This is a genomic window from Vibrio sp. H11 (genome assembly GCF_004804295.1).
Taxonomy (GTDB): Bacteria; Pseudomonadota; Gammaproteobacteria; order Enterobacterales; family Vibrionaceae; genus Vibrio; species Vibrio ostreae.
In genome coordinates, this window is record NZ_SSHN01000007.1 from 224,858 (window position 1) to 250,757 (window position 25,900).

Annotated in this window: 27 protein-coding genes and 1 tRNA gene; 9 read left to right on the forward strand and 19 right to left on the reverse strand. The window is 47.9% G+C overall.

From position 1 onward, the window contains the following. Window positions 1–127: 127 nt before the first annotated feature. Entirely contained in the window at window positions 128–535 is a 408-nt protein-coding gene (locus E6C74_RS13105) for a VOC family protein (RefSeq protein ID WP_136485896.1), read from the reverse strand. A gap of 268 nt (window positions 536–803) precedes the next feature. Between E6C74_RS13105 and E6C74_RS13110 the strand changes: the two genes are divergently transcribed. After that, window positions 804–1,490, forward strand: a complete 687-nt coding sequence (locus E6C74_RS13110; RefSeq protein WP_136485899.1) for a tRNA (adenine(22)-N(1))-methyltransferase TrmK — start codon at window positions 804–806, stop codon at window positions 1,488–1,490. Between the two features lie 30 nt (window positions 1,491–1,520). Here E6C74_RS13110 and E6C74_RS13115 read toward each other — a convergent pair whose 3' ends face one another. From E6C74_RS13115 to E6C74_RS13135, 5 genes are all read right to left on the reverse strand, one after another. After that, window positions 1,521–1,982, reverse strand: a complete 462-nt coding sequence (locus E6C74_RS13115) for a GNAT family N-acetyltransferase (protein WP_136485901.1) — start codon at window positions 1,980–1,982, stop codon at window positions 1,521–1,523. 151 nt (window positions 1,983–2,133) lie between these two features. Further along, entirely contained in the window at window positions 2,134–2,676 is a 543-nt protein-coding gene (locus tag E6C74_RS13120; protein WP_136485903.1) for a hydrolase, read from the reverse strand. Between the two features lie 53 nt (window positions 2,677–2,729). After that, entirely contained in the window at window positions 2,730–3,206 is a 477-nt protein-coding gene (locus E6C74_RS13125; RefSeq protein ID WP_136485905.1) for an HAD family hydrolase, read from the reverse strand. A 106-nt stretch (window positions 3,207–3,312) separates the two neighbouring features. Then, on the reverse strand, window positions 3,313–3,849 hold the full coding sequence (locus E6C74_RS13130) for a DUF924 family protein (RefSeq protein WP_136485907.1): 537 nt from the start codon (window positions 3,847–3,849) through the stop codon (window positions 3,313–3,315). Window positions 3,850–3,910: 61 nt separating this feature from the next. Further along, window positions 3,911–4,396 carry a GNAT family protein gene (locus tag E6C74_RS13135; protein WP_136485909.1) on the reverse strand — a complete coding sequence of 162 codons (486 nt, stop codon included), beginning with the start codon at window positions 4,394–4,396 and terminating at the stop codon, window positions 3,911–3,913. A gap of 514 nt (window positions 4,397–4,910) precedes the next feature. On the opposite strand from E6C74_RS13135, the gene E6C74_RS13140 reads away from it, so the two are divergent. Continuing rightward, window positions 4,911–5,384, forward strand: a complete 474-nt coding sequence (locus E6C74_RS13140) for a peroxiredoxin (RefSeq protein ID WP_136485911.1) — start codon at window positions 4,911–4,913, stop codon at window positions 5,382–5,384. Between the two features lie 102 nt (window positions 5,385–5,486). On the opposite strand, the gene E6C74_RS13145 is transcribed toward E6C74_RS13140, so the two are convergent. Next, window positions 5,487–5,882 carry a GFA family protein gene (locus tag E6C74_RS13145; RefSeq protein ID WP_136485913.1) on the reverse strand — a complete coding sequence of 132 codons (396 nt, stop codon included), beginning with the start codon at window positions 5,880–5,882 and terminating at the stop codon, window positions 5,487–5,489. A 75-nt stretch (window positions 5,883–5,957) separates the two neighbouring features. Further along, window positions 5,958–6,371: a GFA family protein gene (locus E6C74_RS13150; protein WP_136485915.1), complete on the reverse strand. Its 414-nt coding sequence runs from the start codon at window positions 6,369–6,371 to the stop codon at window positions 5,958–5,960. Window positions 6,372–6,608: 237 nt separating this feature from the next. Between E6C74_RS13150 and E6C74_RS13155 the strand changes: the two genes are divergently transcribed. Then, the gene (locus E6C74_RS13155) at window positions 6,609–6,791 is read left to right on the forward strand and encodes a hypothetical protein (RefSeq protein ID WP_136485917.1); all 183 of its coding nucleotides are present in this window, start codon (window positions 6,609–6,611) and stop codon (window positions 6,789–6,791) included. Window positions 6,792–7,134: 343 nt separating this feature from the next. Here E6C74_RS13155 and E6C74_RS21000 read toward each other — a convergent pair whose 3' ends face one another. The 7 genes from E6C74_RS21000 to thrS all read right to left on the reverse strand — a co-directional run bounded on the left by E6C74_RS21000 (window position 7,135) and on the right by thrS (window position 11,992). Further along, window positions 7,135–7,368 carry a hypothetical protein gene (locus E6C74_RS21000; RefSeq protein ID WP_168797022.1) on the reverse strand — a complete coding sequence of 78 codons (234 nt, stop codon included), beginning with the start codon at window positions 7,366–7,368 and terminating at the stop codon, window positions 7,135–7,137. Window positions 7,369–7,671: 303 nt separating this feature from the next. Continuing rightward, window positions 7,672–8,391 carry a 2'-5' RNA ligase family protein gene (locus tag E6C74_RS13160; protein ID WP_168797024.1) on the reverse strand — a complete coding sequence of 240 codons (720 nt, stop codon included), beginning with the start codon at window positions 8,389–8,391 and terminating at the stop codon, window positions 7,672–7,674. A gap of 74 nt (window positions 8,392–8,465) precedes the next feature. Then, window positions 8,466–8,690: a VF530 family protein gene (locus E6C74_RS13165; RefSeq protein ID WP_136485920.1), complete on the reverse strand. Its 225-nt coding sequence runs from the start codon at window positions 8,688–8,690 to the stop codon at window positions 8,466–8,468. A 114-nt stretch (window positions 8,691–8,804) separates the two neighbouring features. After that, entirely contained in the window at window positions 8,805–9,158 is a 354-nt protein-coding gene (gene rplT, locus E6C74_RS13170; RefSeq protein ID WP_004401084.1) for a 50S ribosomal protein L20, read from the reverse strand. A 41-nt stretch (window positions 9,159–9,199) separates the two neighbouring features. Beyond that, a complete protein-coding gene (rpmI, locus tag E6C74_RS13175) occupies window positions 9,200–9,394 on the reverse strand; it encodes a 50S ribosomal protein L35 (protein ID WP_005377932.1) in 195 nt (64 codons plus the stop codon). 114 nt (window positions 9,395–9,508) lie between these two features. Beyond that, window positions 9,509–10,060, reverse strand: a complete 552-nt coding sequence (gene infC / locus E6C74_RS13180; protein WP_136485922.1) for a translation initiation factor IF-3 — start codon at window positions 10,058–10,060, stop codon at window positions 9,509–9,511. A gap of 3 nt (window positions 10,061–10,063) precedes the next feature. After that, on the reverse strand, window positions 10,064–11,992 hold the full coding sequence (gene thrS / locus E6C74_RS13185; RefSeq protein WP_136485924.1) for a threonine--tRNA ligase: 1,929 nt from the start codon (window positions 11,990–11,992) through the stop codon (window positions 10,064–10,066). 459 nt (window positions 11,993–12,451) lie between these two features. Between thrS and E6C74_RS13190 the strand changes: the two genes are divergently transcribed. Continuing rightward, window positions 12,452–14,836, forward strand: a complete 2,385-nt coding sequence (locus tag E6C74_RS13190) for a bifunctional diguanylate cyclase/phosphodiesterase (RefSeq protein ID WP_168797025.1) — start codon at window positions 12,452–12,454, stop codon at window positions 14,834–14,836. Between the two features lie 296 nt (window positions 14,837–15,132). Here the strand turns inward: E6C74_RS13190 and E6C74_RS13195 are convergent, their stop codons facing one another. Then, entirely contained in the window at window positions 15,133–17,031 is a 1,899-nt protein-coding gene (locus E6C74_RS13195) for a DEAD/DEAH box helicase (protein ID WP_136485929.1), read from the reverse strand. A 391-nt stretch (window positions 17,032–17,422) separates the two neighbouring features. Here E6C74_RS13195 and rnb point away from each other — a divergent pair, with 391 nt between their 5' ends. Next, on the forward strand, window positions 17,423–19,450 hold the full coding sequence (gene rnb / locus E6C74_RS13200; RefSeq protein ID WP_136485931.1) for an exoribonuclease II: 2,028 nt from the start codon (window positions 17,423–17,425) through the stop codon (window positions 19,448–19,450). An 81-nt stretch (window positions 19,451–19,531) separates the two neighbouring features. On the opposite strand, the gene E6C74_RS13205 is transcribed toward rnb, so the two are convergent. Next, window positions 19,532–19,885: a DUF3024 domain-containing protein gene (locus E6C74_RS13205; protein WP_136485933.1), complete on the reverse strand. Its 354-nt coding sequence runs from the start codon at window positions 19,883–19,885 to the stop codon at window positions 19,532–19,534. 260 nt (window positions 19,886–20,145) lie between these two features. On the opposite strand from E6C74_RS13205, the gene E6C74_RS13210 reads away from it, so the two are divergent. Continuing rightward, on the forward strand, window positions 20,146–20,964 hold the full coding sequence (locus E6C74_RS13210) for a phosphate ABC transporter substrate-binding protein (RefSeq protein ID WP_136485935.1): 819 nt from the start codon (window positions 20,146–20,148) through the stop codon (window positions 20,962–20,964). A 49-nt stretch (window positions 20,965–21,013) separates the two neighbouring features. Here the strand turns inward: E6C74_RS13210 and E6C74_RS13215 are convergent, their stop codons facing one another. Together E6C74_RS13215 and E6C74_RS13220 are read right to left on the reverse strand one after the other, a co-directional pair. Continuing rightward, entirely contained in the window at window positions 21,014–21,682 is a 669-nt protein-coding gene (locus E6C74_RS13215) for a MaoC family dehydratase (protein ID WP_136485937.1), read from the reverse strand. Between the two features lie 315 nt (window positions 21,683–21,997). After that, complete coding sequence (locus tag E6C74_RS13220) at window positions 21,998–22,888, reverse strand: LysR family transcriptional regulator (protein ID WP_136485939.1); 891 nt, start codon at window positions 22,886–22,888, stop codon at window positions 21,998–22,000. 168 nt (window positions 22,889–23,056) lie between these two features. On the opposite strand from E6C74_RS13220, the gene E6C74_RS13225 reads away from it, so the two are divergent. The 3 genes from E6C74_RS13225 to E6C74_RS13235 all read left to right on the forward strand — a co-directional run bounded on the left by E6C74_RS13225 (window position 23,057) and on the right by E6C74_RS13235 (window position 25,786). Beyond that, on the forward strand, window positions 23,057–24,313 hold the full coding sequence (locus E6C74_RS13225; RefSeq protein WP_136485941.1) for an adenylosuccinate synthetase: 1,257 nt from the start codon (window positions 23,057–23,059) through the stop codon (window positions 24,311–24,313). A gap of 218 nt (window positions 24,314–24,531) precedes the next feature. Then, window positions 24,532–24,622, forward strand: a tRNA-Ser gene (locus E6C74_RS13230). A gap of 321 nt (window positions 24,623–24,943) precedes the next feature. After that, entirely contained in the window at window positions 24,944–25,786 is an 843-nt protein-coding gene (locus E6C74_RS13235; RefSeq protein ID WP_136485943.1) for a DUF1837 domain-containing protein, read from the forward strand. Window positions 25,787–25,900: the final 114 nt, after the last annotated feature.

The following is a 25,900-nucleotide window of genomic DNA, read 5'->3' on the forward strand; positions in this document are numbered from 1 at the left end:
AAGTCGCGGGCAAGCCGTGAGCCATGTTAGTTTTTCGTCAAACGATACAATGCTTTGTTCCTGATATCAGGAACTTGGCCAACAGATCGTTTCAGTCTATGACGGACAAAGCATGACCGCCATTATGCTAAGGTACAGGAACCCAGGGCTTAAGTTCCACCACATTGCCCTCAGGATCGTGCAGATAGATCGAGCGCCCGTAACCCTGAGCGCCATAGCGCTTGGCAAAATCAGAATGCTGCACACCATGGTTGTCTAAATACGCCACCAGCTCTTTTTCATTACGCGGCGTAATCTGCAGACAAAAATGGTCCATATTGCGTCCGTCTTGTTGCGGTGGTTTACCGCCCTCTTTTCCTAATGGACTGTCGACCGTCACAATGTCAATTAACGCGTTTCCGGCGCGCAGTTGAGTCAGCCCCTCAGGCAACTCACGCTCAACCGGACAACCAAGCACATCACGATAAAAATTCAGCATCTGCTCCAGCTGTGTGGTTCGTAGCACGACATGATCAAGCCCTTGTATCTCTATCATGGTCAATTCTCCGTTCCGTTCTCAGTGTTATTGTACGTATACCTGCGGCACACCTAGCTGTATTGCAATCAAGTATTAGGTCAAAGTGAACAAGCAATCGTTCAAAAAAACAAGCAACAGATTAAGTAAAGCAAAGAAAATTCATTCGCCAAACTGGCCGAAATCACTACAATATCAGCTCACCGAAACAAGCTCCGCCTATCGAGCATTTATTCACGGCTGGTAAGACTCATTAGTCACTTACGATGAAACAAATAATTCACTTACGATGAAATTAAGTAAACGCCTCAAACGACTGGAAAGCCAGGTACACCATCACTACGACCACATCTGGGATTGCTGCTGCGACCATGGTCTACTCGGTGCCGCGCTGCTTGAGCGCCAGGCGGGCGGACAAATACACTTTGTTGATATCGTGCCGGACTTGATGACGTCATTACAGCAGCGCCTGACTACTTATTTTGGTCAAGAGTGGCCTTGTCAATGGCAGACCTACTGTATGGACGTTGCGCGGATTCCGGTAGCCGACATGCCCGGCTCACACCTGGTCATCATTGCCGGTGTCGGCGGTGACCTGATGTCAGATTTGATTGCAGCCATCTGCAGTGCCAATCCAAACACGCCGCTTGAGTTTCTGTTGTGTCCGGTTCACCACACGTACACGCTCAGAGAACAGCTACGCCATCTTAAATGTCATGTCATTAAAGAAACTCTGGTTGAGGACAACCAACGCTTTTACGAAATATTGCACCTGACGACGCACCATCAGCACGGCAATCAACCCCTGGTCAGTCTGACCGGAGACAGCTTATGGCGCACTGAGTGTGAATCCAGCCGACAGCTTGCCCACCGTTATCAACAAAAATTACTGACCCATTACGGGCGCATGCAACAAAGTAATCCGCAAAAAGTCGCGCCTATTTTAACCGCCTATCAATCGGTTGAAATTGCATGAGCGAACTCAACCGACTTGCCTGTATTTGGCTCATTGCTCTAGCACAAGGGTCATAAATTTGCTGTTGGGATCCGGTTGGTAATCGCCGAAAGGCTCACAATCAACAAAGCCATGTTTGGCGTACAAACCATGCGCTGCGCTAAAAAATGCTTGAGTGCCGGTTTCCAGGCTGAGCTGTTTAAAGCCTCTGGATTTCGCATCGGCTATAAGATGATTGAGGAGCTTCGTCGCTACCCCTTTGTTGCGCGCAGCACCGGAAGTACGCATCGATTTAATTTCGCCATGATCACAACTTAATGATTTGAGTGCCACACAACCAAGTACACTATTGCCTTCCGCTGCTGACCAGAAAGTAATGGAAGGGTGTTGTAACGCTTTGACATCGAGTGCATGGACACTTTCCGCCGGTGAGGTGGCATGCATATCGGCTAAATGCTCTTCCAGCAAACGAATGATGCCTGAGCCTTGTAAATCATCGATTTTTATTTCCACTATCACTTCCTTACAACTCTGGGCTTCGGATCGGATTACTTGCCCGGTTATCGGTGACTCACAACGTTTGGTCTATTCAGATGCCTGTGCCTGATATTAACGCATGTTCCTATATGCGCTATATATCGAAACATGCTGCTACCAGAACCTGTTATTTGATCAGTTGTAAAATGGGCTTAAAACTATCGTTGCGACAATCTTTCACCAGCTCGTACAAACACATTTCCACAGACGTTTTATGCGCACCAAGCGCGCACATCTTTTCGATACCTAACTGACGGTTAGCCTGACTGCGTGAAGAGATACAGTCTTGCACTACTTCTACCTGATAACCGCTTTGCAGTAAACCGGCCACTGTCTGATACACACAGATATGACTCTCGATGCCACACACCAGCCAGTATGATACCCCCGCGTGCATAATCGCTTCTGCAAACGGAGCTTCAGTGCCTGCACAAAAATGGAATTTTTGAATCGGATGCTGACCCGGCGCCAATAACTCACGAATTTCCGCAACGGTTTCGCCGAGTTTATCGGGGTTCTGCTCCAGCCATATCACGGGCAGCCCCAGAATTTGCGCCCCTTTAATCAATTTGGCTGTTGCGTCCAGTACCGCTTGGCTATCGTCAACCAGTCGCGCCAGCCTGCCTTGAACATCAACCACGATCAAACCGGTATTTTCTTTGACTAGCATGATTTAACTACCTACTGAAACATTCATCCAACACTGATTCCCTTATGGCTGGGTCACAAGTCCAGGATATCCGTAAGACAATGCACCACCGGTCCGGCATAAGTGCTGGTAAATGGCTGATGACCCGGGTTGTACCAGATGGTCTGCAAACCAGCTTCAGCGGCGGGTAAAATATCATTTTCCAGCGTATCACCGACCATGGTGACAGCAGCGGGAACCGCGTTCAAACGCTCGATAATCATGTGGTAGAACAGCGGCGTTCCTTTCGAAACGCCGAGAGTCTGTTTACAGAAATAGCCCTGGATATAATCATCCAGACCAACACGTAAAAATGCATTTCGAACATCTGCTTCAACCGAGTTCTCTGCGTTGGTGGCAATATAGATCTCCGCGCGCTGACTCAGACGGCGCAACGTTTCCAACGCATGCGGCGTTGCTTCTACTTGTGGCCAATCACACATTTTTCCCGGCAGTGAGGGGTTATCAATCATCAGAGTATCCCCCCAGTCAAACAGATAAATTCTACTCATCACTTTACCCTTGTCGCTTCTTACTCTGTGCTCTTTTTACTCTTTTCCCTTCATCTTGCAAGCCTGCCCTCTGGACACCTAAAACGGTTAGCTAAAGGCAGCCCGGCTAAAAGACTTCACCGCCCTGTTCAAGATACTCAATCTCTTCCGTGGTCGAAATCCGGCCAAGAATAGAGTTACGGTGTGGATAGCGACCGAAGCGGTCAATCACAACTTTATGTCTCACTTCAAAGTCCAGATTGCCTTGCTGACCGAGTTCAGAGTACAGATCGACCGCAGCAGCATGTATCAGGCGCGATTCACTATGCATAAACGGCATATAGAGAAAAACCTGCTCATCCCTGGTGAGCTGCTTATTGTAGCCTTTTTCTATCGCAAATTGAGACAATGCCAGAGCCAGCGGATCGTTAACAAAAGCTTCTCGCCTTCCCCGGAAGATATTTCGAGAAAACTGATCCAGTACGATCACTTCAGCCAGCGCGCCCTGCGGGCACTGGCGCCAATGGAATAACTCACCTTTCACAGCCTGCTCATGAAGCGGTAAAAAGCGGTCTCGGATTTGATCATCCAGTGCTGTATCTTTCTGCCACCACATTTCCGGCGTGATTTCATGAAACCAGAATGTCAGAACACTTTGATACATATCGAACTCCTTTAGTCACAACTGAAAGTATAGAACGTGTACAACTGTTCGCATTCACATGCTAATCACGTCTGTTAAGAGAAAAATTAAGAATCATAATCTGCTGTGGTCCTGCATCACCACCCAGATAAAGTTCACCTGTGTCACGAAATCCACCCAGCTCGTAACATCTTTTCGCCGCCGGATTTTTGCAGTTCACCGTGAGATAGATGGTATCGTACTGTGGATAATGCGCCGGTAAATAAACCGAGAGTAGTTGGACGGCCTGTTTGCCAAACCCCTGGCCCTGAAACAGTTCCGACACAAAGAATGCGCGTAATCCCAGACTGCCTGGCGCGGCAAACTGATACTGGGCGCTGTAGGTGGTATCAATCAGGAAGAAACCCACCACAGTGTCATTGAACAACATGACATGAGGATGAATGAAGTTATCAATATTCACCATGATATCTTCGATACACCCCACAAACTTGATCTGCTCGGGTGCCACCTGCAATTCGGCCACCTCAGCGAGGTGTTTCGGTTGCATCGGATGAAGGTTTAACACGTCTGATTACCGCCTACTTAACGTATGTTTATATAAACACTGTAGCCTAAACAATCAGTTAACATAACCCCACTATCCCATCAATGCGTTGAGCTGCGGGGTCACTTCACATAAATAACATTCTTTTCCAATCCGGTTGACGGTCGCCAAAACCGCACCCGAGTTCATTACCGCGCGGGCAAAAGCGTGCCGTGCTAAGGCGCTGAAAGTGCCTGATAACATAACGAGTATCAAAGCCACGCCAGGTATCAAAGCCAATGTACTCACTCACCGACCAGACATTAACCTCAGTTGATTGGAGCTGTTCTGATTCTTAAAGTGAACGCTTCTCCATGAGTAAACTAATACCCATAGAGATTCTCTGTTTTTAGTTCATTGAATTAGGGCTAGACTGTGGTTATGCCCGACCAAGCGGGTCTTAGAGGCGGTTGAACTTTCGGGCTTGTACAGAGTCCGAATAATTATCCCGAAAATTCAACCGCTTTTATAATGTCCAATAAACTAAGGAATCATCATGATTGAACAAGGACAAAACCTTCCTCAAGCCACTCTGAGCGAGCTGACTAAAGACGGAATGGTGAATCACGACGTCACAGAACTGTTTGCCGGCAAAAAAGTTGTGCTGTTTGCAGTACCAGGTGCCTTCACTCCGACCTGCTCTGAATCTCACCTGCCTGGTTACGTCGTACTGGCTGACAAACTGAAAGAAAAAGGCGTTGATCTGATCGCTTGTGTTGCCGTTAACGATGCGTTCGTTATGAAAGCATGGGGCGAGGCGCAAAATGCATCTGAGCTACTGATGCTGGCTGATGGCGATGCAAGCTTTACTAAAGCTCTGGGTCTGGAAATGGATACTGGCGCGTTCGGCGGTGTTCGTTCACAGCGTTACGCGATGATTGTGGAAAACGGTGTGGTCACGACTCTGAATGTTGAGCCACCTAAGTCGTTTGAAGTCAGCAAAGCAGAAACGATTCTTGCCGCGCTGTAATGACGCTCAGTGATGACAAAACACCAGGTCAGTGACCTGGTGTTTTTTATTGCTTTCAATGGTTATGCGCTATGACAACCTGCATCACCAACCAAAGATCCTTTATTGATCTGCAGGATGATGAACCCCGTCATATGTCTTTACATTGCCCAGTTCAAACGGGTTAACGCCTTCCAGACACGCCACATTGTAGCCATACTGAGTCGGATTTGAGCGGCGCTGGTGATGCGTATAAATACCACACACAGAACAGAAGAAGTGCTGAGCAGTTCGCGTACCAAACTGATACAGACGTAACGCTTCCTGACCCTTTACGATGCGCAGGTTCTCCAACGAGACCGACGCGACAATCGCACCACGACGCCGACACATTGAACAATCACAGCGACGTGGCTCCTCTATGCCGCGGGGTAAGGTCAACTCCAGCTCCACCGTGCCGCAATGGCAGCTTGCCGTGTGTTTCTCCCGGATCTGCGTTTCGCCAACTTGCTTAATCATCTGAAATTTCAGGCTCCATCATCCAACAGTTCAAGGCTGTATTATCCAGCAGCTCAAGGCTGTATTATCAGAAACTCAAGACTGCTTATCAAAAACCGCTACGCCTGGTGGCAAAGTCAGCCAACTCATTTTCTCACTGACCCACACATGCGCAGTCGGCTCGAATAAACGATCATCATCGAGATCAACCGGTCGTAACTTGAGTTTGATGACCTCCGGCTGAGCCGGATTGAGGTGATAAATGCGATTGCTGCAGCGAACGCAGGAGAAACCTAAATTATGATTACCACTTTCGGCAACTCGGCCCCATTCTGTCATTTCACCATTAAATTCAATATCTTTTGCCGCCACAATGGCCGTAATGCTGTACGGTGCGGTCGATAGTTTCTGGCATTCTTTACAGTGACAAGCCATGACTTTCATCGGTGCTGCGTGTAACTGATAAGTCACCTGACCACATTGGCAGGAGGCGTGAATCGGAAACTGCATAATCTTCTATTCCTTTGAGATGCACCTGGCGAAGCACGTCATGTGATGCCTGAGTGACGGGTAACGTAAAATTGAAGCACGTTATCATGGCGCAAAAGTTCCAATCCAACGACGGCTAATCGGTAAAAATAATGTTTCATTTTTAACAGATGCACAACCGGCAAAAACGCAATATTGTAAAAGCAAGCCCGCAAAGTGTGAGGCTAAGCATAAAAATAACGATTCAGAGGAAGTTTTATGAAAATATTGATTCAATATACACAGACTGGTATGTACAAAGACGATGCATGGGAAACACCAGCGTTACATCTTAAAGGCCAGCTGCATGCGGTTTCTCCTTCATACGCCGCACAGTTAATTAAACGTAACCAAGCAAGCCTGTTTACCGATGAAAACAAAAACGTGGTGATTAGCGCATAGTACAGAATAGTGCCCGACCGACCCTCGCCGGCATCTGCATCGGCTCAGTGTAGCAACGACGCTCAACCGTTTAACGCTGCATTCCAATTAGCCTGCCGATATCGACAAAGCACTGGGGTTCGATTGAGACCTCAGATAATGAAGACTTTCCAGGCAATATCAGCGTGTAAAAGTACCGCTCAGCAGCTGATATTGCCTTGCTTACCTCACTACTATTTCGCAGCAACCTCAACCTTCTTTCACCTCAACACGACTGCGCTTCATCACCATTTCGCCACGAAACCATTTCATTACTAAACTATTCCACGACGAAAGAATGTCCACGACGAAAGAATGTCCAAGACTAACGAATGGCCTCGCTGATATTATTCCACATCGATACGATCCCAAACGACAGATAGTAAAACGCACCACCATGATGGCAGTGCGTGACAGGTATTTGCTTTAAAAGGCTGCTTTCGGAAGCCAGAAAATGACTGGCATCTGGCGTGTCGTTTCGGCAGTCCGGATTAACAGTTACCTTTTTTGGCTTGACCCGGAGGACAAAATTGGCCGTGACCATCATGATGTCTGCCATCTGAGCCGACTCTGACGTCGACATCGTCTACCCGGCCTTCAACTCGAGTCAGCTGACAACCAAAAAGTGTAAAAGATACCATTGCGATCAGTAGATAGTTTCTCATTTCAAACTCTATTTGTTGTTATGGGGTTTAATACGAATCTTAGTACTGTATACGCAACAGTGAGTAGAATTGTTCTTTTTATGAAAAAAAATGGTGTTAATTATGAAAACAATAACTAAGCAGGGTTTGTGGTCACAATCGCTCATCAGGCAACACCATCGGGCAGCACGCTGCAACGATTAATCATCCTGCCTAGACTAATAATCTGCTCTAGAATACGAAGGCTGACCACCCAGACAATACCTGGCCAAATGATGGGTCTCTGCAAGAGTCTGGTACCAGTTGTTAAACACTAAATCGCACTGATTCAAAATCACTGAGCCAAACGGGTAGTGGCGATACTCAGCACACAGCGCCTGCAACTGCTGCGGATTCTGTAAAGGCTGACGAAATCGCATCGCCGTCAGATGAGCAGTAATTAGCTTATAGCGGGCATCGATGCTGGTTTGAAGGCCGGAAGCCTGCAGACCATCCCTTAATCTTTGGCGCAGAATGTCTAACTCATTACCGACCGGGTAACCTTGGATAACAATGCATGAAGGCGATGCAGTCACGCCGCGCAGTTCTAGCTGAATCGGATCCAGGCCGCGCAAAGCCCGATGAAACACGTCAACATAGGCTTGCGGGTCAATATCGCTGAGCTGAAAACCTTGCAGGCAAGAGATGACCGACAGCAAGGTAACATGCAGTTCATCGTTCGGATAATAGTATTGTTGTGGCTCGTGTTGACTAAGGTGATCAAGAAACTGACCAATCCGAGCCGCAACATCCGGGCTGTTGTCCGCTAAATAAGCCAGAGCGGTAATACCACGACGCGTGTCCGGCTGACCATTCAGATAAGGGTCGCATTGATACGAATTGCTGCTCACAGCGTCAGTAAACTGCTGCCACATCTGTTCGTATATGTCATTAACCACCCTGTTCTCCTTAGCTCACGGCCTACTTACTTTTACCTGCTTGCCTTTACCTGCTTACTTTAAGCAGCTCACCGTTAAGAGCGATAAAAGGTATCGATATATAACGCTTCAACTTTATCACGTGCCCACTGGGTTTTGCGCAAAAACTTCAGTGATGACTTGATGGAGGGTGAGTTGTAAAAACAGTTGATATTGACTTGTTCATACAGCTCCGGCCAACCGTAATGTTCGACCAGCTGTACTAAAATTTTTTCCAGAGTTACCCCGTGTAAAGGGTTATTAGGTTGAGCTTCACTCATGAGATATTTTCCGGCTAAAGGCAGGGATTGGTACACTATTGACGACGAATCGGCAATCAGCAGATATAAAAAAGGAGAGCATAAGCTCTCCTTCTCTTAAACCTGAACTGCTAATTACAGAGCAGCTTTCGCTTTTTCTACAAGAACAGCAAATGCTGCTTTGTCGAATACTGCGATGTCAGCAAGAATCTTACGGTCGATCTCGATAGATGCTTTCTTAAGACCGTTGATGAAACGGCTGTAAGATAGACCATTTTGACGAGAAGCCGCGTTGATACGTGCAATCCACAGTTGACGGAATTGACGTTTCTTGTTGCGACGGTCACGGTAAGCGTATTGACCAGCTTTAGTAACTGCTTGGAAAGCTACGCGGTAAACACGTGAACGTGCACCGTAGTAACCTTTAGCTTGTTTCAGAACTTTCTTATGACGTGCACGAGCTTGTACACCACGTTTTACGCGAGGCATTATGTCTCTCCTAAACTAAACGATAAATAAACTAAAAAGAATTAAGCGTATGGCAGCATACGGATTACTGCAGCCACTTCACATTTAGGAAGGATTGCATTAGGACGCAGCTGACGCTTGTTCTTAGTAGTACGCTTAGTCAGGATGTGACGTTTAGTAGCGTGCTTGTACTTAATACCACCAGCAGTTTTCTTGAAACGCTTAGCAGCACCTTTGTTGGTTTTCATCTTAGGCATGATGAATAACTCCGCATTGTAGTAGTTTAATAAACAACGTAATCAGGGCGAATAAAACCCAACCGTCTTACCCTTCTCAGGGGACGGCTGAGTCAATTACTTGTAAGCCGTTAATTACTTCTTCTTAGGGGCTAGCACCATGATCATCTGGCGACCTTCAATACGCGACGGGAAAGATTCCACAACAGCAATTTCTGCCGTGTCTTCTTTTAGTCGGTTCAGAACGTCAACACCGATGTCTTGGTGTGCCATCTCTCGGCCACGGAAGCGAATAGTTACTTTCACTTTGTTGCCTTCTTCAAGGAAACCAGTCAGGTTGCGTAGTTTTACCTGATAGTCTCCAATATCAGTCCCAGGACGGAATTTAACTTCCTTAATCTGGATCTGCTTTTGCTTCTTCTTCTGCTCTTTCTGAGCTTTACTCTTTTCGAAGAGGAACTTGCCATAGTCCATCACACGACAGACTGGTGGCTCGGCGTTAGGGCTGATCTCTACAAGATCCATACCAGCTTCTTCGGCCGCTGCTAGTGCTTCTTGGATCGAAACGATACCAACAGATTCACCGTCAGCGCCTGTTAAACGAACTTCACGAACGCCACGAATTTCACCGTTTAAACGGTGCTGGTTTTGTTTGGCCGGTACTTGGCCACGTCTTCCGCCTTTAATAGTTTATTCCTCCAGATTTAACTTACGGCTAGCAATCTCGGTCTGGATATAAGATACGAAGTCATCCAGTTTAAATTTACCAAGATCTTTACCTTTACGAGTACGTACTGCAATTTCACCGGCTTCCATTTCTTGGTCACCACAAACTAACATGTACGGTACACGCTTCAGAGTGTGTTCGCGAATTTTAAAGCCAATCTTCTCATTTCTCAAGTCCGCTTTTGCGCGAATGCCACATTTTTGTAGCTTTTGGGCCACTTCTTGAGCGTAATCAGATTGTTTGTCGGTAATATTCACAACAACAGCCTGTTCTGGTGCCAGCCAGGTCGGGAAGAAACCTGCATATTCTTCGATAAGAATACCAATGAAGCGTTCCAAAGAGCCCAAAATAGCTCGGTGAATCATAACCGGAACCAAACGCTCATTGTTTTCGCCGACGTAAGTCGCGCCCAATCGAGTTGGCAGGTTGAAATCGAGCTGCACAGTACCACATTGCCACGCACGGTCAAGACAATCATACAAAGTAAATTCAATCTTAGGTCCGTAGAACGCGCCTTCGCCCTCTTGAATTTCGTAAGCAATGTCCATTGCTTCCAGAGAATGTTTCAGTGCTTCTTCAGATTTATCCCAGATTTCATCGCTACCCACGCGTTTTTCAGGGCGAGTAGACAGTTTTACTGCGATGTTTTCAAAACCAAAAGTGGTGTATGTGTCGTAAACCATCTTGATGCAAGACGTCACTTCCTGTTGAATCTGATCTTCAGTACAGAAAATGTGTGCGTCATCCTGGGTAAAGCCACGCACACGCATAATGCCGTGCAGTGAACCCGATGGCTCGTTACGGTGACATGAACCGAATTCCGCCATACGCAGCGGCAGGTCACGGTACGATTTCAGACCTTGGTTAAAGATCTGTACGTGGCCAGGGCAGTTCATTGGCTTGATGGCGTAATCACGGTTCTCTGAATGGGTAGTAAACATCGCATCAGCGTATTTATCCCAGTGACCTGAACGTTCCCACAGAACGCGGTCCATCATCAGCGGGCCTTTCACTTCCTGGTAATCGTACTCAGTCAGTTTTTGACGAACGAAGACTTCCAGGTCACGGAAAATCGACCAGCCATTGTGGTGCCAGAACACCATACCCGGTGCTTCTTGCTGCATGTGGAACAGGTCAAGTTGCTTACCGATCTTACGGTGGTCACGCTTAGCAGCTTCTTCCAGACGTGTCAGGTGCGCTTTCAGCGCCTTCTTGTCATGGAAAGCAGTACCGTAGATACGTTGCAGCATCTTGTTGTTGCTGTCGCCGCGCCAGTAAGCACCTGCGATGTTCAGCAGCTTGAAGTTCTGACAGAAACCCATGTTTGGTACGTGAGGACCGCGACACATGTCGATGTATTCTTCATGGTGGTAAAGACCAGGACGGTCATCACGAGCTACGTTTTGGTCCAGGATTTCCATTTTGTATGGTTCCTGACGCGCTTCAAACGTATCACGCGCTTCCTGCCAGCTGACTTTCTTTTTCACAACCTGGTATTTGGTCTTTGCCAGTTCCATCATGCGAGCTTCGATCTTTTCCAGGTCTTCCTGAGACAGAGATTCTTCCAGATCAATATCGTAGTAAAAACCACTGTCGATCGTTGGACCAATCGCCATTTTTGCTTGTGGGTACAGCTGCTTCAGTGCATGACCAAGCAGGTGAGCACAAGAGTGACGAACAATTTCCAGACCGTCTACTTCATCTTTCGTGGTGATGATTTCAAGGCTTGCATCGTTTTCGATCAGATCGCACGCATCAACGCGTACGCCATCTACACGGCCGGCAATGGTCGCTTTCGCCAGACCAGGACCGATAGATTGAGCAACTTCAAAAGTAGAAACCGGGTTGTCAAATTGACGCTGACTGCCGTCAGGAAGAGTAATAATAGGCATGATATATCCCTACAGTGGTGTTGCATACCAAGCAACACTTGTTTGAATTTTGTGCTTTAAAATCAATAAATAATAAATCCAAGCACGCGAATTTTAAAACTTTGAGTCCCCATTTTGGCACAAATACGGATGCACCAGCCTGAGCACGAAAAAAGCATTCTAACTAATACAGATGAAATCTCAATGATATTCTGCGCTTAAGCGTCAATTTCATCCTATTGTCATCTGGTCAATGATGCCTGGTTATACCTCTGCCTGCCAGGCTCTTTACCCGGAGCTGAAGACTCATTAATTCAATTGTTCTATGCAAAACGTATCAAATGTTATACCCGTTCCTGATAGAACTTTCACAGTGTTGACTTTGAAAGAAACTACACTAAAGTTCGACCCTTCAAAATACGACAGGCAGACCCAACATCCATGCTCGGACTCTTCGCACTCCAGGTGACACTTTTTTCATTGTTTCCACTCTACTTCCTGTCTCAGGAAGGTCCCCTGCGCCGGGTCTCTTTTTACGTCTACATTTCACTGATACTGCTGATAGGCGGCTTCCTCGGTAATGTTTATTCGCTGTCGGTGTACCCGGGGATTGAAGTCTCCGGTGGCAGTTTGTGCTACGGTGCACTGATGATGACATCAGTGCTGTTTGTACTGATAGAGAAAGACTTACTGATCCTGCGTCATCTCATCCGCCTGGTGATCATCGTTGATCTGTTTAAAGTGTCGTTTTCGATGCTGGCTGAAAAAAGCCTGCTCAGTGATGGCATCATTAACCCGCACAACGTCTCTGCGGACCTGTTTGCTGTCTCGACGCCTTTTATTATTTTGGGTGGCATCCTGATCATCAGTGAGCTGTTTGTGCTGCTGTTTGCGTTTGAGCAGCTCAAGCGCCTCAACTTCAATCATCTGACCACGACTCTGCTCTACATCGCACTGTTTATTCTGGTGTTAGCGGCAGACGGAGTAGTGTTTCCGCTGATCGCATTTGGCTACAACGACCACGTTGTCGCCGTCATCGTGGGCAACCTGGCCGGAAAGCTGCTGACCGCCATTGCATTTAGCCTTCCCATCCTGCTGTTTGCGCTGTTTAAACGTCAGTCTTTTATTCATTACCTCGAGTCTGATAGCTTTCGCTGGAATTTGATGTTCAAAACCAGTACTCAGTTAATGGAAGAAATGTCGGAGAAAGAACATGAACTGAAACAGGCAGCAACCGTATTCCATAATTCGAACGAAGGCTTAGCGATCGTCAGTGATAACGGTCATCTGCTGCAAGCGAATGAAGCGTTCTGCCATATGGTTAGCATACAGAATCCCGGAGCAGAACTGGATAAAATTTCCGCCGCCAGCCTGTTTTACACGGACGGGCAACCTCTGGCATTAAACGAGCTGTTACGGGACGACTGGCGGGGTGAAGTTATCTTCGGGCCGGAAAGTCAGAATCAGGGCCTGCTGTCGATCACTAAGGTGCATTCAAACCAGGCAACGATGGCCACCTATGTTTTTTCGCTGGTTAACATCGACGAACAGAAGCGCATCCAGAATCAGTTGAATCATCTGGCGACCCATGACCCGTTGACTCAGTTGCCCAACCGCCGCGTGCTGGACACACAGTTGGCCGGGGTTGAAGGCAGTCCGGCAACCCTGGTCGTCATCGACCTGGACCATTTCAAGGATGTCAACGACAGTTACGGCCATACTGCCGGTGACAAAGTACTGGTGCAGGTCGCACATCGCCTGCTCGCCTCGCTCGGCACAGAAGCGCAGCTTGAATCGATCCTGTACCGTACCGGCGGCGATGAATTCGCGCTATTAGTGCAAGACAACGACATCGATCATATTCAGGCCATCATTGCTGCAATTCAGAAGCAGCTGACTCAGGCCATCTTGATTGGCAATAATACCTCCGTGTTCATATCAGCCACCTTAGGTGTCAGCTTTCAGAACAGCGGCGAACATCGCGATATGTTCCAGGAAGCCGATGCAGCCATGTATGAAGCGAAGCGTAACCAGCGCGGTACTTACGCCATCTATGAAGACAGACTGACTCAGCAGAGCCAACGCAAGTTACTGCTGAGTACCAAGCTTAAAGCCGCATTAGAGCAGCACCTGGTTCAGGTTTATTATCAGCCGCAATATAACACCACCCACCAGCAGTTGATTGGCGCAGAGGCTTTAGCACGCTGGCATGATGAAGAGCTAGGCTGGGTTTCCCCTACGGAGTTTGTGCCAGTTGCAGAAGAAACCGGACTGATTGAAACGCTGGGCGATTATGTATTAGAACGAGCCTGCCTGGACGCTGCGCAATGGCAGGCGCAGGGATATCGGCTGGATAAGATGTCGGTGAATGTCTCAGCCCACCAATTACGCTTTGGTCATTTTGCCGCTACCCTGCAGCGGGTGTTGAACAGCACTGGCTTTCCGGCCGCTAAACTTGAGCTGGAACTGACTGAATCAGCCTACATTGAGCGTAAAAACGATGCGCTTCATCTGCTGACTCAAATTAAGGCACTCGGTGTCAGACTGGCCATCGATGATTTTGGTACTGGCTACTCATCGCTCTCTTACCTGTCAAAGATGCCTTGCGACACATTGAAGATCGACCGCAGCTTTGTTATTCATGTGACCGATGATGAGGAGCAGGCGAATCTGACTTCCACCATTATCAAAATGGCACATGACCTGTCGCTGGTCATTGTGGTCGAAGGCGTCGAGACTGCGGAACAACTGCAATTTTTTGCCCGGCAAGGGTGCCAGCTTATCCAGGGGTACTACTATTCACCGCCGGTCGCGAAAGACAATTTCAGTGCTCTGCTCAGTAAACTGAACGTCGCATCTTATTAAAACTCAGGGCAAAGTCACGCACACTAAACCGGCTAATTTTTACTTAGCAACTCGGTTTAGTACTCCACAGATCGAGACGTACTGAAAAGATCAAGAGGATCTGAATTGCCGCGCCGGCCTTAACAAGTTGGCGCCAGCAAATTCGCGCTGCCCTGCCTACTGGATCCTATCTGCCCTGTTCTATCTGCAATAGCCATCGTAGCTGCGATTCTCCTGAACCGTTTTGTACAGGCAAAAAAAAGTCCGGAGCAAGGCCCCAGACTTTCTATACAAACTTAACAGATGATAAGCGCAGATTATGCGTCGTTACGACGACGGCTGTGACCACGTTCACCACGGTAGTTACCACGGTCATCGCCACCACGGTTGCGATCAAAGCGACGCTCGCCACCTTCACGGTTACCACGGTAACCACCACCTTCACGACGAGCACCGTTACCGCCTTCACGGTTACCACGGAAACCACCGTCACGACGACCACCACCGTTACCGCCTTCACGACGGCCACGAGACTCACGGAAGTCATCAAAATCACAAACTACCGCACCCACTTCTTTCTGACGGATACGCAGTTTACGCAGTTTTGAACTCACTTCGCTGGTCATGCTCTTAGGCAGCTGAACGAATGTGTGGCCCTGAGCCAGTTTGATCGCACCGATAGAACCTTTGGTCAGACCCAGTTCATTTGCAAGTGCGCCAACGATATCTTTAACCTGAACGCCTTGGTCACGACCCACTTGCAGCTGGTAAGTATCCCATTCAGTGTTAGCGAATTCACGACGGCCACCACGCTCACCGCGGTCACCACGATCGCCATTCTCACGACGCTCACGACGACGCAGCTTGTCACGCTCAAGCGCTTCCAGCATTGGGTCTTCACCAACGTAGAACAGCGGACGCTTACCTTGCTGACGTTTCAGCAGGATAGCCGCCAGAGTCGTTGCATCAATTTCCAGAGAAGCTTGCAGTTTTTCAACCAGCTCAGCGAATTTCTCCAGAGACGAGTGTGCTTTCTCTGCTTCCAGTTCGACTGCCAGCATGCTCAGGCGTGCTTCAGCAACCTTGTCACGGTGTGGCAGCTGGATTTCTTCCATTGAAGAACGAGTCACGCGCTCGATAGTACGCAGCATACGGATCTGGTTGGTACGAACCAGTAGGATCGCTTTACCTTTACGACCAGCACGGCCAGTACGACCGATACGGTGAATGTAAGATTCTACATCGAACGGGATGTCGTAGTTGAATACGTGCGTGATACGCGGCACGTCCAGACCACGAGCAACAACGTCAGTGGCAACCAGAATATCAATCACACCTTGTTTGATATGGTCAACCGTACGCTCACGCAGTGACTGAGGGATATCGCCGTGCAGTGCCGCCGCTTTAAAGCCACGTGCACACAGCCAATCAGCCAGACGTTCGGTATCCTGACGAGTACGCACGAATACGATAGATGCGTCAGTTTCTTCGGTTTCAAGCAGACGAGCCATCGCTTCGTCTTTCTCTACGCCCTTCACTACCCAGAATTGCTGCTCTACTTTAGCAACAGTCTGGTTAGAACCGGCAACGTCAACACGCGCTGGTTCACGCAGGAAGCGATCAACGATGTCTTTAACCATTGGAGGCATAGTGGCGGAGAACAGAACACGTTGTGCTGTCGCAGGAGCTTGTTCCATGATCCAGGTTACATCGTCAACGAAGCCCATTTTCAGCATTTCGTCCGCTTCATCCAGAACGAAAGTATGACATTCGTCCAGGTGCAGGCGTTCACGAGTAATCAGGTCTTTAACGCGGCCAGGAGTACCCACAACAATGTGAGCGCCTGATTTAAGAGCGCGCATTTGATCAACGATAGAGGCGCCACCGTAGATCTCAAGAACTTTCAGGCCTTTGATGTTTTGGCCAAGGTTTTTCACTTCTGCTGCAACCTGGATAGCCAGTTCACGAGTTGGTGCCATCACAATAGCCTGTGGCTTATGTTGTGACAGATCCAGTTTGTTCAGCAGAGGCAGAGAGAATGCCGCTGTTTTACCAGTACCGGTTTGCGCTTTACCCAGAGCATCACGGCCTTCCAGAAGCAAAGGAATTGCAGCAGCCTGAATTGGAGTCGGAGAAACGAAGCCCATTTCGTTCAGGGCGGAAAGGATGGCACTGTTAAGTGCTAAGTCACTAAATTGAATGACGTTTTCTTGCATGGGGATCCCACTAAAATAATGAATAACTAGGTCCCACGTGCTTTACCATTCCAACCAATCCAAGAAGTTGCTGATTCCGTTCAGTTGCTGATTCCATTCAGATGAGGACAAGTATTAAAAAGCAACAAGCCACTAGGGACATCTAAGGGAGGCGGATTATTCCCTAAATGCATAAAAAAAGCTACAAAAAATTGAAATTCATCACATAAATTTCTCTGTAGTGATAAAACTCTCGACAACTCGCGCGCTAATCGTCTCATTTGCAACCAATTCGTTTATTTTTACATCGCCACAGACCATGTAAATCGGCACGAAAGGCACGTTTTCGGTAGTAATCAGCCATAGCAATGATTTATAGTGTGCCCTATCAACCGAGTCAGATAGAAATAAGATGTTTCAAGATAATCCGCTACTAGCCCAACTCAAACAACAAATCCAAGAAAACCTGCCGAAGAAAGAAGGTCAGATCAAAGCCACTGATAAAGGTTTTGGTTTCCTTGAAGTCGACAGCAAAACCAGTTTCTTTATCCCGCCTCCGTACATGAAGAAATGTATGCATGGCGATAAAGTCGTGGCTATCATTCGCACTGAAAAAGAGCGTGAAGTCGCAGAGCCGCAAGAGCTGGTTGAACCTTCTCTGACGCGATTTATTGGTCGGGTACAACTGCACAAAGGCAAACTGAACGTTGCGCCGGATCACCCGCAACTAAAGAAAACACCGTTGAAAGCCAAAACGAAAAAAGGCCTCAACCCGGAGCAGTTTAAAGAAGGTGACTGGGTTGTCGCGCATCTGACTCGTCACCCACTTAAAGATGACAACGGTTTCTTCGTTGAAATCTCAGAAAAAATTACGGACGCGGATGACAAAATCGCACCTTGGTGGGTAACGCTGGCAGAAAATGACCTCCCAAACAGCGAACCAGCCGGGATTGACGAATGGCAACTGAAAGATGACGCCGATCTTGAGCGTATCGATCTGACTGATATGCCATTCGTTACTATCGATGGTGAGTCAACCAAAGATATGGATGACGCGCTGTACGCCAAGCAACTGGATAACGGTAGCTTTGAGCTGACCATTGCGATTGCCGATCCGACAGCCTATATCACGCCGGAAGATAACATGGACAAAGTAGCGCGTGAGCGTGGCTTTACTATTTATCTGCCAGGCCGCAACATCCCGATGCTACCGCGCGATCTGGCTGACGAGCTGTGTTCTCTGATCGAAAATCAGGTGCGCCCTGCCCTTTGCTGTAGCGTGACTGTCGATAAAGACGGCGTGATTGGTGATGATATTCGTTTCTTTGCTGCTAACATCAAATCGCACGCGCGTCTGGTTTACGATCACGTATCAGACTGGCTGGAAAATGGCAGCAGCGATGCGTGGCAGCCTGATGAAACCATCGCTGCCGTCGTGCGCGATCTGCACGCTTTTGCCCAGGCACGCGCGAACTGGCGTGAAACCCATGCCGTGGTCTTCCCGGATCGTCCGGACTACCGCTTTGAGCTGAGCGAAGACAACGATGTGATCGCGATTCACGCTGACTCTCGTCGCACTGCTAACCGTCTGGTTGAAGAATCCATGATCACCGCCAACATCTGTGCCGGTAAAACGTTGCAGGCTTCCTTTGGTACCGGCGTGTTCAACACTCACGCTGGCTTCAAACCAGAGAAACTGGCCGATGTTGTGGAACTGATGAACGAGCACGGCGCGGAAATCGATGCCGAAAATGTAGCAACTGTAGAAGGCTTTGCCGCGCTGCGCCGTTGGTTGTCTGCTCAGGAAACCGCTTACCTGGATAACCGTATCCGTAAGAGTCAGAGCTACAGTGAAATCGGCAACGAGCCGCTGCCGCATTTCGCCATGGGTCTGGACGTGTACGCGACCTGGACATCACCGATCCGTAAGTACGGCGATATGATCAACCATCGCATGCTGAAAGCTCACATCCTCGGTAAAGAGTCGGTACAAAAGCCTGACGAAACCGTTGGTGAAGAGCTGGCGCTGCATCGTAAACACCACAAAATTGCCGAACGCAATGTCGCAGACTGGCTGTACGCTCGCACTCTGGCTGAAGAGCCGGCCAAAGGCACGCGCTTTAACGCCGAGATCTTTGACATCAACCGCGCAGGCATGCGTGTCCGTCTGCTGGAAAATGGCGCCGCTGCCTTTATTCCTGGCGGCCTGATTCTGGACAACAAGCAGCGTCTGGAATGCAACGGCGAGCAAGGCACAGTATCGGTCGATAAAGAAGTGGTGTTCAAGCTGGGTGATACCCTGGAAGTTGTCCTGAATGAAGTCAACCAGGAGAACCGCAGCCTGATTGCAAAACCAACTCAGGTGTTTGCAGATCTGCCACAAGCAGAGCCAGCCGCTCATCAGGAACCTGCTGCTCAGGAACAGAGCACCGAGGCCTAAGCCCGCAATTAAGGGTTAAGAGAGTTAAGGGCATTCTGATTGAATGCCCTTTTTATTGCTTGCTTTTTGATTGCGGCCTGTTCAGCTCCAGAAATACGATTTCGGATCTTTTTCTATTTCACGGATCAGTGCAGTCAGATCGCCGCTTTTGGACAGATACGGATACGGCACCCACTCAGGAACTTCATTCTCATTGGAAGGCACATACAGCCCCCATAAGCTGTGGCTTTCTTCCCAAATCACTTTTGCCACCAGGCTGGTGTAATCGCAATGACTTGAATCGAGTTTGAAGTGGCTTTGAATAAAGTGCACGCCATTTTCTATTGGCTCAAACCCCGATTTGCCCAGTTCTGCAGGCAAACTCTGGTTACGGTTGGCGCATACGACCTCCGCCCGTCGTTCAATTTGACGCTGCAGTAAATTAATAACTGTCATGACTTCCTCAACGCCCAGATAAGCAAACCGGCCTTTAGTATCGCGCAAACTTACAACTATTACTATGATCTCAAAGTGTTTTGAGTATAACCTGTGCAAAGATTATTGATGTTTTCATCGCCGTTCAAGTAACGACATAAAAAGCCACTTGGATCCGTAACGCCTCAGATTATCTCTGCTTTTACGTCGGTATTCACAAAAATGTCACATCAGCGACATACCATAGCGCTTCGTCACTCATCGATTTTGGAGTTTATTTTATGTTACGGGTAGTGCTTGCCGCTGTTTACTCCCTTTGTTTATTTACTTCTTTTGCGCAAGCCAGTGAAATCAACGTCTCTGGTTCTACATCCGTCGCACGCCTAATGGACGTGCTGGCAGAAGAATACAACACCTCACATCCCGATACTTACATCGCGGTTCAAGGTGTCGGCTCTACAGCGGGAATTACGTTGCTGAAAAAAGGCGTCAGTGATATCGCGATGAGCTCGCGTTACCTGACGGAGAGTGAAGAAGAAGAAAACCTCGCTACTTTTACCATCGCGTTTGACGGCCTGGCTGTGGTCATCAACCGAGTAAACCCGGTCACCAACCTGACTCGTCAGCAACTGTACGACATCTATAAAGGCAATATTACCAACTGGAAACAGGTTGGCGGCCACGATCAAAAAATCGCAGTTGTGACACGTGAAGCCTCTTCCGGCACCCGTTACAGCTTTGAAAGCTTGCTTGGCCTGACTACCATCGTTAACGATCGTCTGGTATCTGACATCAACCCAAATAACCTGGTGGTCAACAGCAACAGCATGGTCAAAACCCTGGTCAACCATAACACTCAGGCGATTGGTTTCATCTCTACCGGTTCGGTCGATAAATCAGTTAAGGCCATCAGCTTCGAAGGTGTTACACCAAGCGCTGGCGCGATTGCTGAAAACAAATATGAGTTGTCGCGCCCGTTTCTGATTCTGCACTATTCCAACAAAGAGAATAAAGAAGTGAAAGCGTTTCTGGATTTCCTCCATTCACCGCGCGCCGTAGAGCGTATCGTTGAGTATGGTTATATTCCAGTGGCCAAATAACAGGCACAAAAAAGGAGAGCTGATGCTCTCCTTTTGTCTATCACAGGGATCAAAAATGCAACTGAATGACTGAAACCACTACACAACCAGGGCGGCGAATACCTTCGATCTCAACCTTGATTTCACGTTCGATTTCCAACCCTTTTTTAATAGGCGTCACTTTCGACAACGTGCTCACGGCACGCACTCGACTGTCAGACTTGACCGGGTACGGAAAACGCACAGAATTAAGGCCAATGTTCACCACCATTTTAGCGGTTGGGAACAGGGCATTCGCTTCATCGACGCTGTCAGTTAGTTTTGGTAACAATGACAGGGTCAGAAAACCATGGGCAATGGTCGTCTTAAACGGAGATTCCGCTTCAGCACGCTGTGGATCCGTGTGAATCCATTGCATATCTTCCGTGACAGCTCCAAATTGATTAATACGCTCTTGATCCACGAGCATCCAGTCACCCACATGGATCACTTCGCCAATTTGGGGCATCAGTTCATCGTACACTTCCTGAGCTTCGGGCTTCAGCACGATGGGCTCAGGCATTTGTACATCTTCATTCGCCGGATGAAACTCTTTCAACCAAGAAAACAGCTGGCGATTGTTGGCTTTGCCTAAGAACTCGTCCCAATATTCGCGCATAGCGGGAGTGACCCACTGCTTAGATTCAGCATGCTTTACTAAATTTTCCGCACGATGCTTAAATAAATCCGCGACTTTCATCAAAACCTCATTCTTAACTAAGAAGAATTGCTAACCCGCTAATTTTGAAGTACTTCACAGTAACCTGCAAATACTTTCGGGCGTACAAGCGTTTACTCAACCACTATTTCCCTATCAAATTCAACAACCTATTAATAAAACATTATTTTATTAGCATCTCAGCAAGTAGAGTGAAAACACCGTTTATGTGGACAATATTTAACCGCCAATTTTAATTCAGACCGCTTCCATAACTGTAGACAATCGTTACTCATTTACACCTGCTATCGTCTACTTAACGATAATCAACGCTGTTATCGCTCACAACTGCCCTGCTCAGCCATTGACATGCGGTGAGCGAACAATCTCTTCATCAACCCAGTGTAATAGCTTTTTGATCGCTTTCGACAGCACCTGATTTTGGCGTACGATATAACCCAGGCTCGCCGAGGGAAATGAAGGTAAAGGTGTGATATCCGACTGCAGGTTTAGCTTAGGATGCAGAGCAAAGTCCGGCACTATCGCAATACCAAAACCCGCTTCAGCCCAATCGATTTGCGCGTCCACACTACCGACTTCCATGATTCGGTAGTTCATCAGGCCCAGCTTACTTAACGCCGGATCAATCAGATCCCGGGTCCGGGTATCATGACCAAGCAAAATCAGAGTCGGCGCTTCAAGATTACCCACCGTTTCCCCACGTTGCCATTTATCGAGATTATTACCCAACGCACACCATTTCACCTGCTTCAGCTCGACAAAATGCAGCGGCTGACTCTCCTTCTGCGCCATCACAAAACCCAAATCGGCTTTGGCATTTTTGACCAGATCCGCCGCCTGAGAAGAAGTGGTATTGAGCAGGGTCAGATCGATGCCGGGAAACTCGGATTTGAACGACTGAAACGGGCTGATCAGCAGCCAGCGCGAGATAATATCACTGGCCGCTATCGTCATCGTCCCCTGACACAAGTCATTGATCGCATTCAAATCAGCCTGACAACTTTGCAGCTCCATCAAGGTGTTTTGCGCGCTCTTGAGCAAGCGCTCACCGGCCTGGGTCAACCGAAACGGATTACGTTCAATCAGCTTCACCCGGGTGGTTTGCTCGAGTTGTTTGATGTGCAGGCTGACATTGGGTTGGGTCATATGCAGTTCATTGGCCGTTTTACCAAAATGTTCCAGCCTGGCCAGGGTGACAAAGGTATTGAGCCAGTGCAGATCAAGCATCGCAAATCCTCTTAAATCAATTTGATTGCAGACCGCCTTTCACCTCACGGTCAATCGCGGGCAAAATATCCCGATATGGAATCCTTATCAAGTTAATAATAATAATTAATTTTTCTTATTCTTGCCGTCCCACTAGGATCAGTGCGTAACTTTTGAGGAGATAAAAACATGTCGTCTATCGTTGTTGTTGGTGCAAACTGGGGTGATGAAGGTAAAGGCCGTATCGTGGACTATTTAGCCGATAGCGCCGCAGCGAGCATCCGTTTCCAAGGCGGTAATAACGCCGGTCACACTGTAGTGAATGATCTGGGTACATTCAAACTGCACCAGTTGCCAAGCGGCGTGTTTAACCCAGGCTGTCTGGCGGTTCTTGGCCCTGGCATGGTCATCAGCCCTGCTCCGCTTTCTCAGGAAATCGAAGAAGTGAAAGCAGCCGGCGTTAACGTGAACCTATGTATTTCAGACCGTGCCACCCTGTGTCTGCCTATCCACGCACTGGAAGATACACTGGAAGAAGTTCGTCTGGGCGACGGCGCTTACGGCTCAACCCGTCAGGGTATTGCGCCGGCTTACGGCGACCGCGTGATGAAAAAAGGTATCCTGGTCGGCTGGCTGAAACAGCCGGAAGTCCTGCGCGAACGCATCCAGTTCATGCTGGACTGGAAACTGCCACAGCTAAAAGCCCTGTACCCGACGTTTGAATTTTCTCAGACCGCTCAAGAGATGACAGACTGGCTGCTGGAAGTGTCTGCGCCATGGCGTGACGCGATCTGCAATGTCAGTGAACCGCTGAAAGTACTGCAAGCCAAAGATCAAAACCTGCTGTTTGAAGCGCAGCTGGGTGCTGGTCGTGACCTGGTGTACGGTGAATACCCGTGGACAACATCATCAAACGTCACCGCAGCGTACGCTGGTCTGGGTAGCGGCCTGCCGGCTCTGCGTCCGGAGCGCGTGATCGCAGTCGCGAAATCATTCAGTTCATCAGTAGGCACCGGCACTCTGATCACTGCGATGGAAGAGCAGGACAACTTCCGTGAAGCGGCCAACGAATACGGCGCAGTAACGGGTCGTCCACGTGATATGGGTTACTTTGACGCAGTAGCAACCCGCAACGGTGTTGAGCTGCAAGCGGCCACTGAAGTCGCGCTGACCAAGCTGGACTGTCTGTCTGGTATGCAGGATCTGAAGATCTGTGTCAGCTACGACGGCGAGCACAGCGAAAACCCAATCTGGCCACAAACCTCTTCTCTGGCTCCGGTTTACGAGCAAATGGAAGGCTGGAATGAAGACATCACCGGCTGTCGCACCTTCGAAAGCCTGCCAAAAGCGGCGCAGCAATACGTACTGCGTGTCGAAGAGCTGATGGGTGTGCCAGTGAAGATGATCTCTGTCGGCCCTGAACGCGCCCAGATGATTTTGCGTTAATCGCGAAGTCTTCACCCAAGATAAAAATAGAAAGCTGGCTCCGTGAGTCAGCTTTTTTGTCTATGGCAATTTGGGCCTGTCAGCCATTCAGTGCAGTCCAAAGCGGCGTAAACGCTCCGGCTGGGATAAAAACGTCAAAAAACGGTTGTATATTGCCCACTTAGCACAAAAGTGTATTTACAAGACCAACCGCCACGCGTATGATTCACCGCACTTACGGAGAGATGGCTGAGTGGTTGAAAGCACCGGTCTTGAAAACCGGCGTACGTTAATAGCGTACCTAGGGTTCAAATCCCTATCTCTCCGCCACATTTAGATTTATCTTGGTTTTCAATAACTTAGATGAATAACAGAAAGGCGATGTTGACGTAAATGTTGACATCGCCTTTTTGCATTTTCAGCTATAAAAAATCGATGTGAGAACTTTACGAAAGAGGAAAAACATTGCGCAAGAATGGTTGAATCAATGGCCTAATGTAAATCTTTTTAAAGAAAAGTTATAGATTTACTTTATATGCAACATAATACCTATCGAACCATCAACTTTATTACCTTACATACGATGACCGCATTGATGCATTGTCACCAGTTGTATATCATTGGGGAAATTGTTACACAGGTTAGTGAGTTATGGAATTCAATGTACTGTTAGACAGCTCATTTTCTGATGTCTGTACGAAAAGTATAAGCCCTCAATGCAACAAGCATGTCCTGAGTATCGCAAATGATTTCGAGGAAGGAAGTTGGCGCCACAAAAATTTTCATATGTTTATATGGGATAATATTGCAGAAACATCTCTGTCGTCTCAGGAAAGAGAAGCTCTAATTAACAAGTCCTCATCTTTACTCACAGCCTCCGCAGCTAACCTAAGGTTGACAGACAAAGAAACTGACATTGGCAAAGGTAGTGAATTAGCCGAAATTTTCCTATACGGGATTATGAAGCACCATTATGGAGCTTTACCAGTAGTCCCCAAGATTTTCTATAAACAGAATGCTCAAGATAACGCAAAAGGTGCAGATAGTGTCCATCTAGTTGTGCATGATGATGATTTTTCCCTCTGGTTTGGCGAGGCCAAGTTCTACAAGTCAATCGAGAATGCAAGGCTAGGTTCCATAGTTACATCTGTAAAGAACTCCTTGAAGCCAGATAAGCTGAAGAAAGAGAACAGTATTGTCACAAACGTTAGCGATATCGATCACTTGATTACAAGCCCTGAATTGCGTCAGCGAATCAAAGATGCCTTGTCATCTAAAGTGTCATTGGACTCCATTAAACCCAAAATCCATATTCCCATTTTTATCCTTCATGAGTGCGAGGTTACTCAAGGCACAACCATGTGGTCAGAAGAATACCAAACGCAAGTTACGGATTACCACTTAGATAGAGCAAATGCTTATTTTGAGAAGCAGATATCAGAGATGAGCGATGTACACCTTTACGACCAAATAACCTTCCATATCATACTGTAAACCTCCCCTAAAATAGTGGCATACCTTTTTAGAGTTCTTCGGCGTAAACTGAGCCAATAAGGAGAACTTCTGATGAAAAAATCCCGTTACACAGAGTCACAGATCGTGAAGATC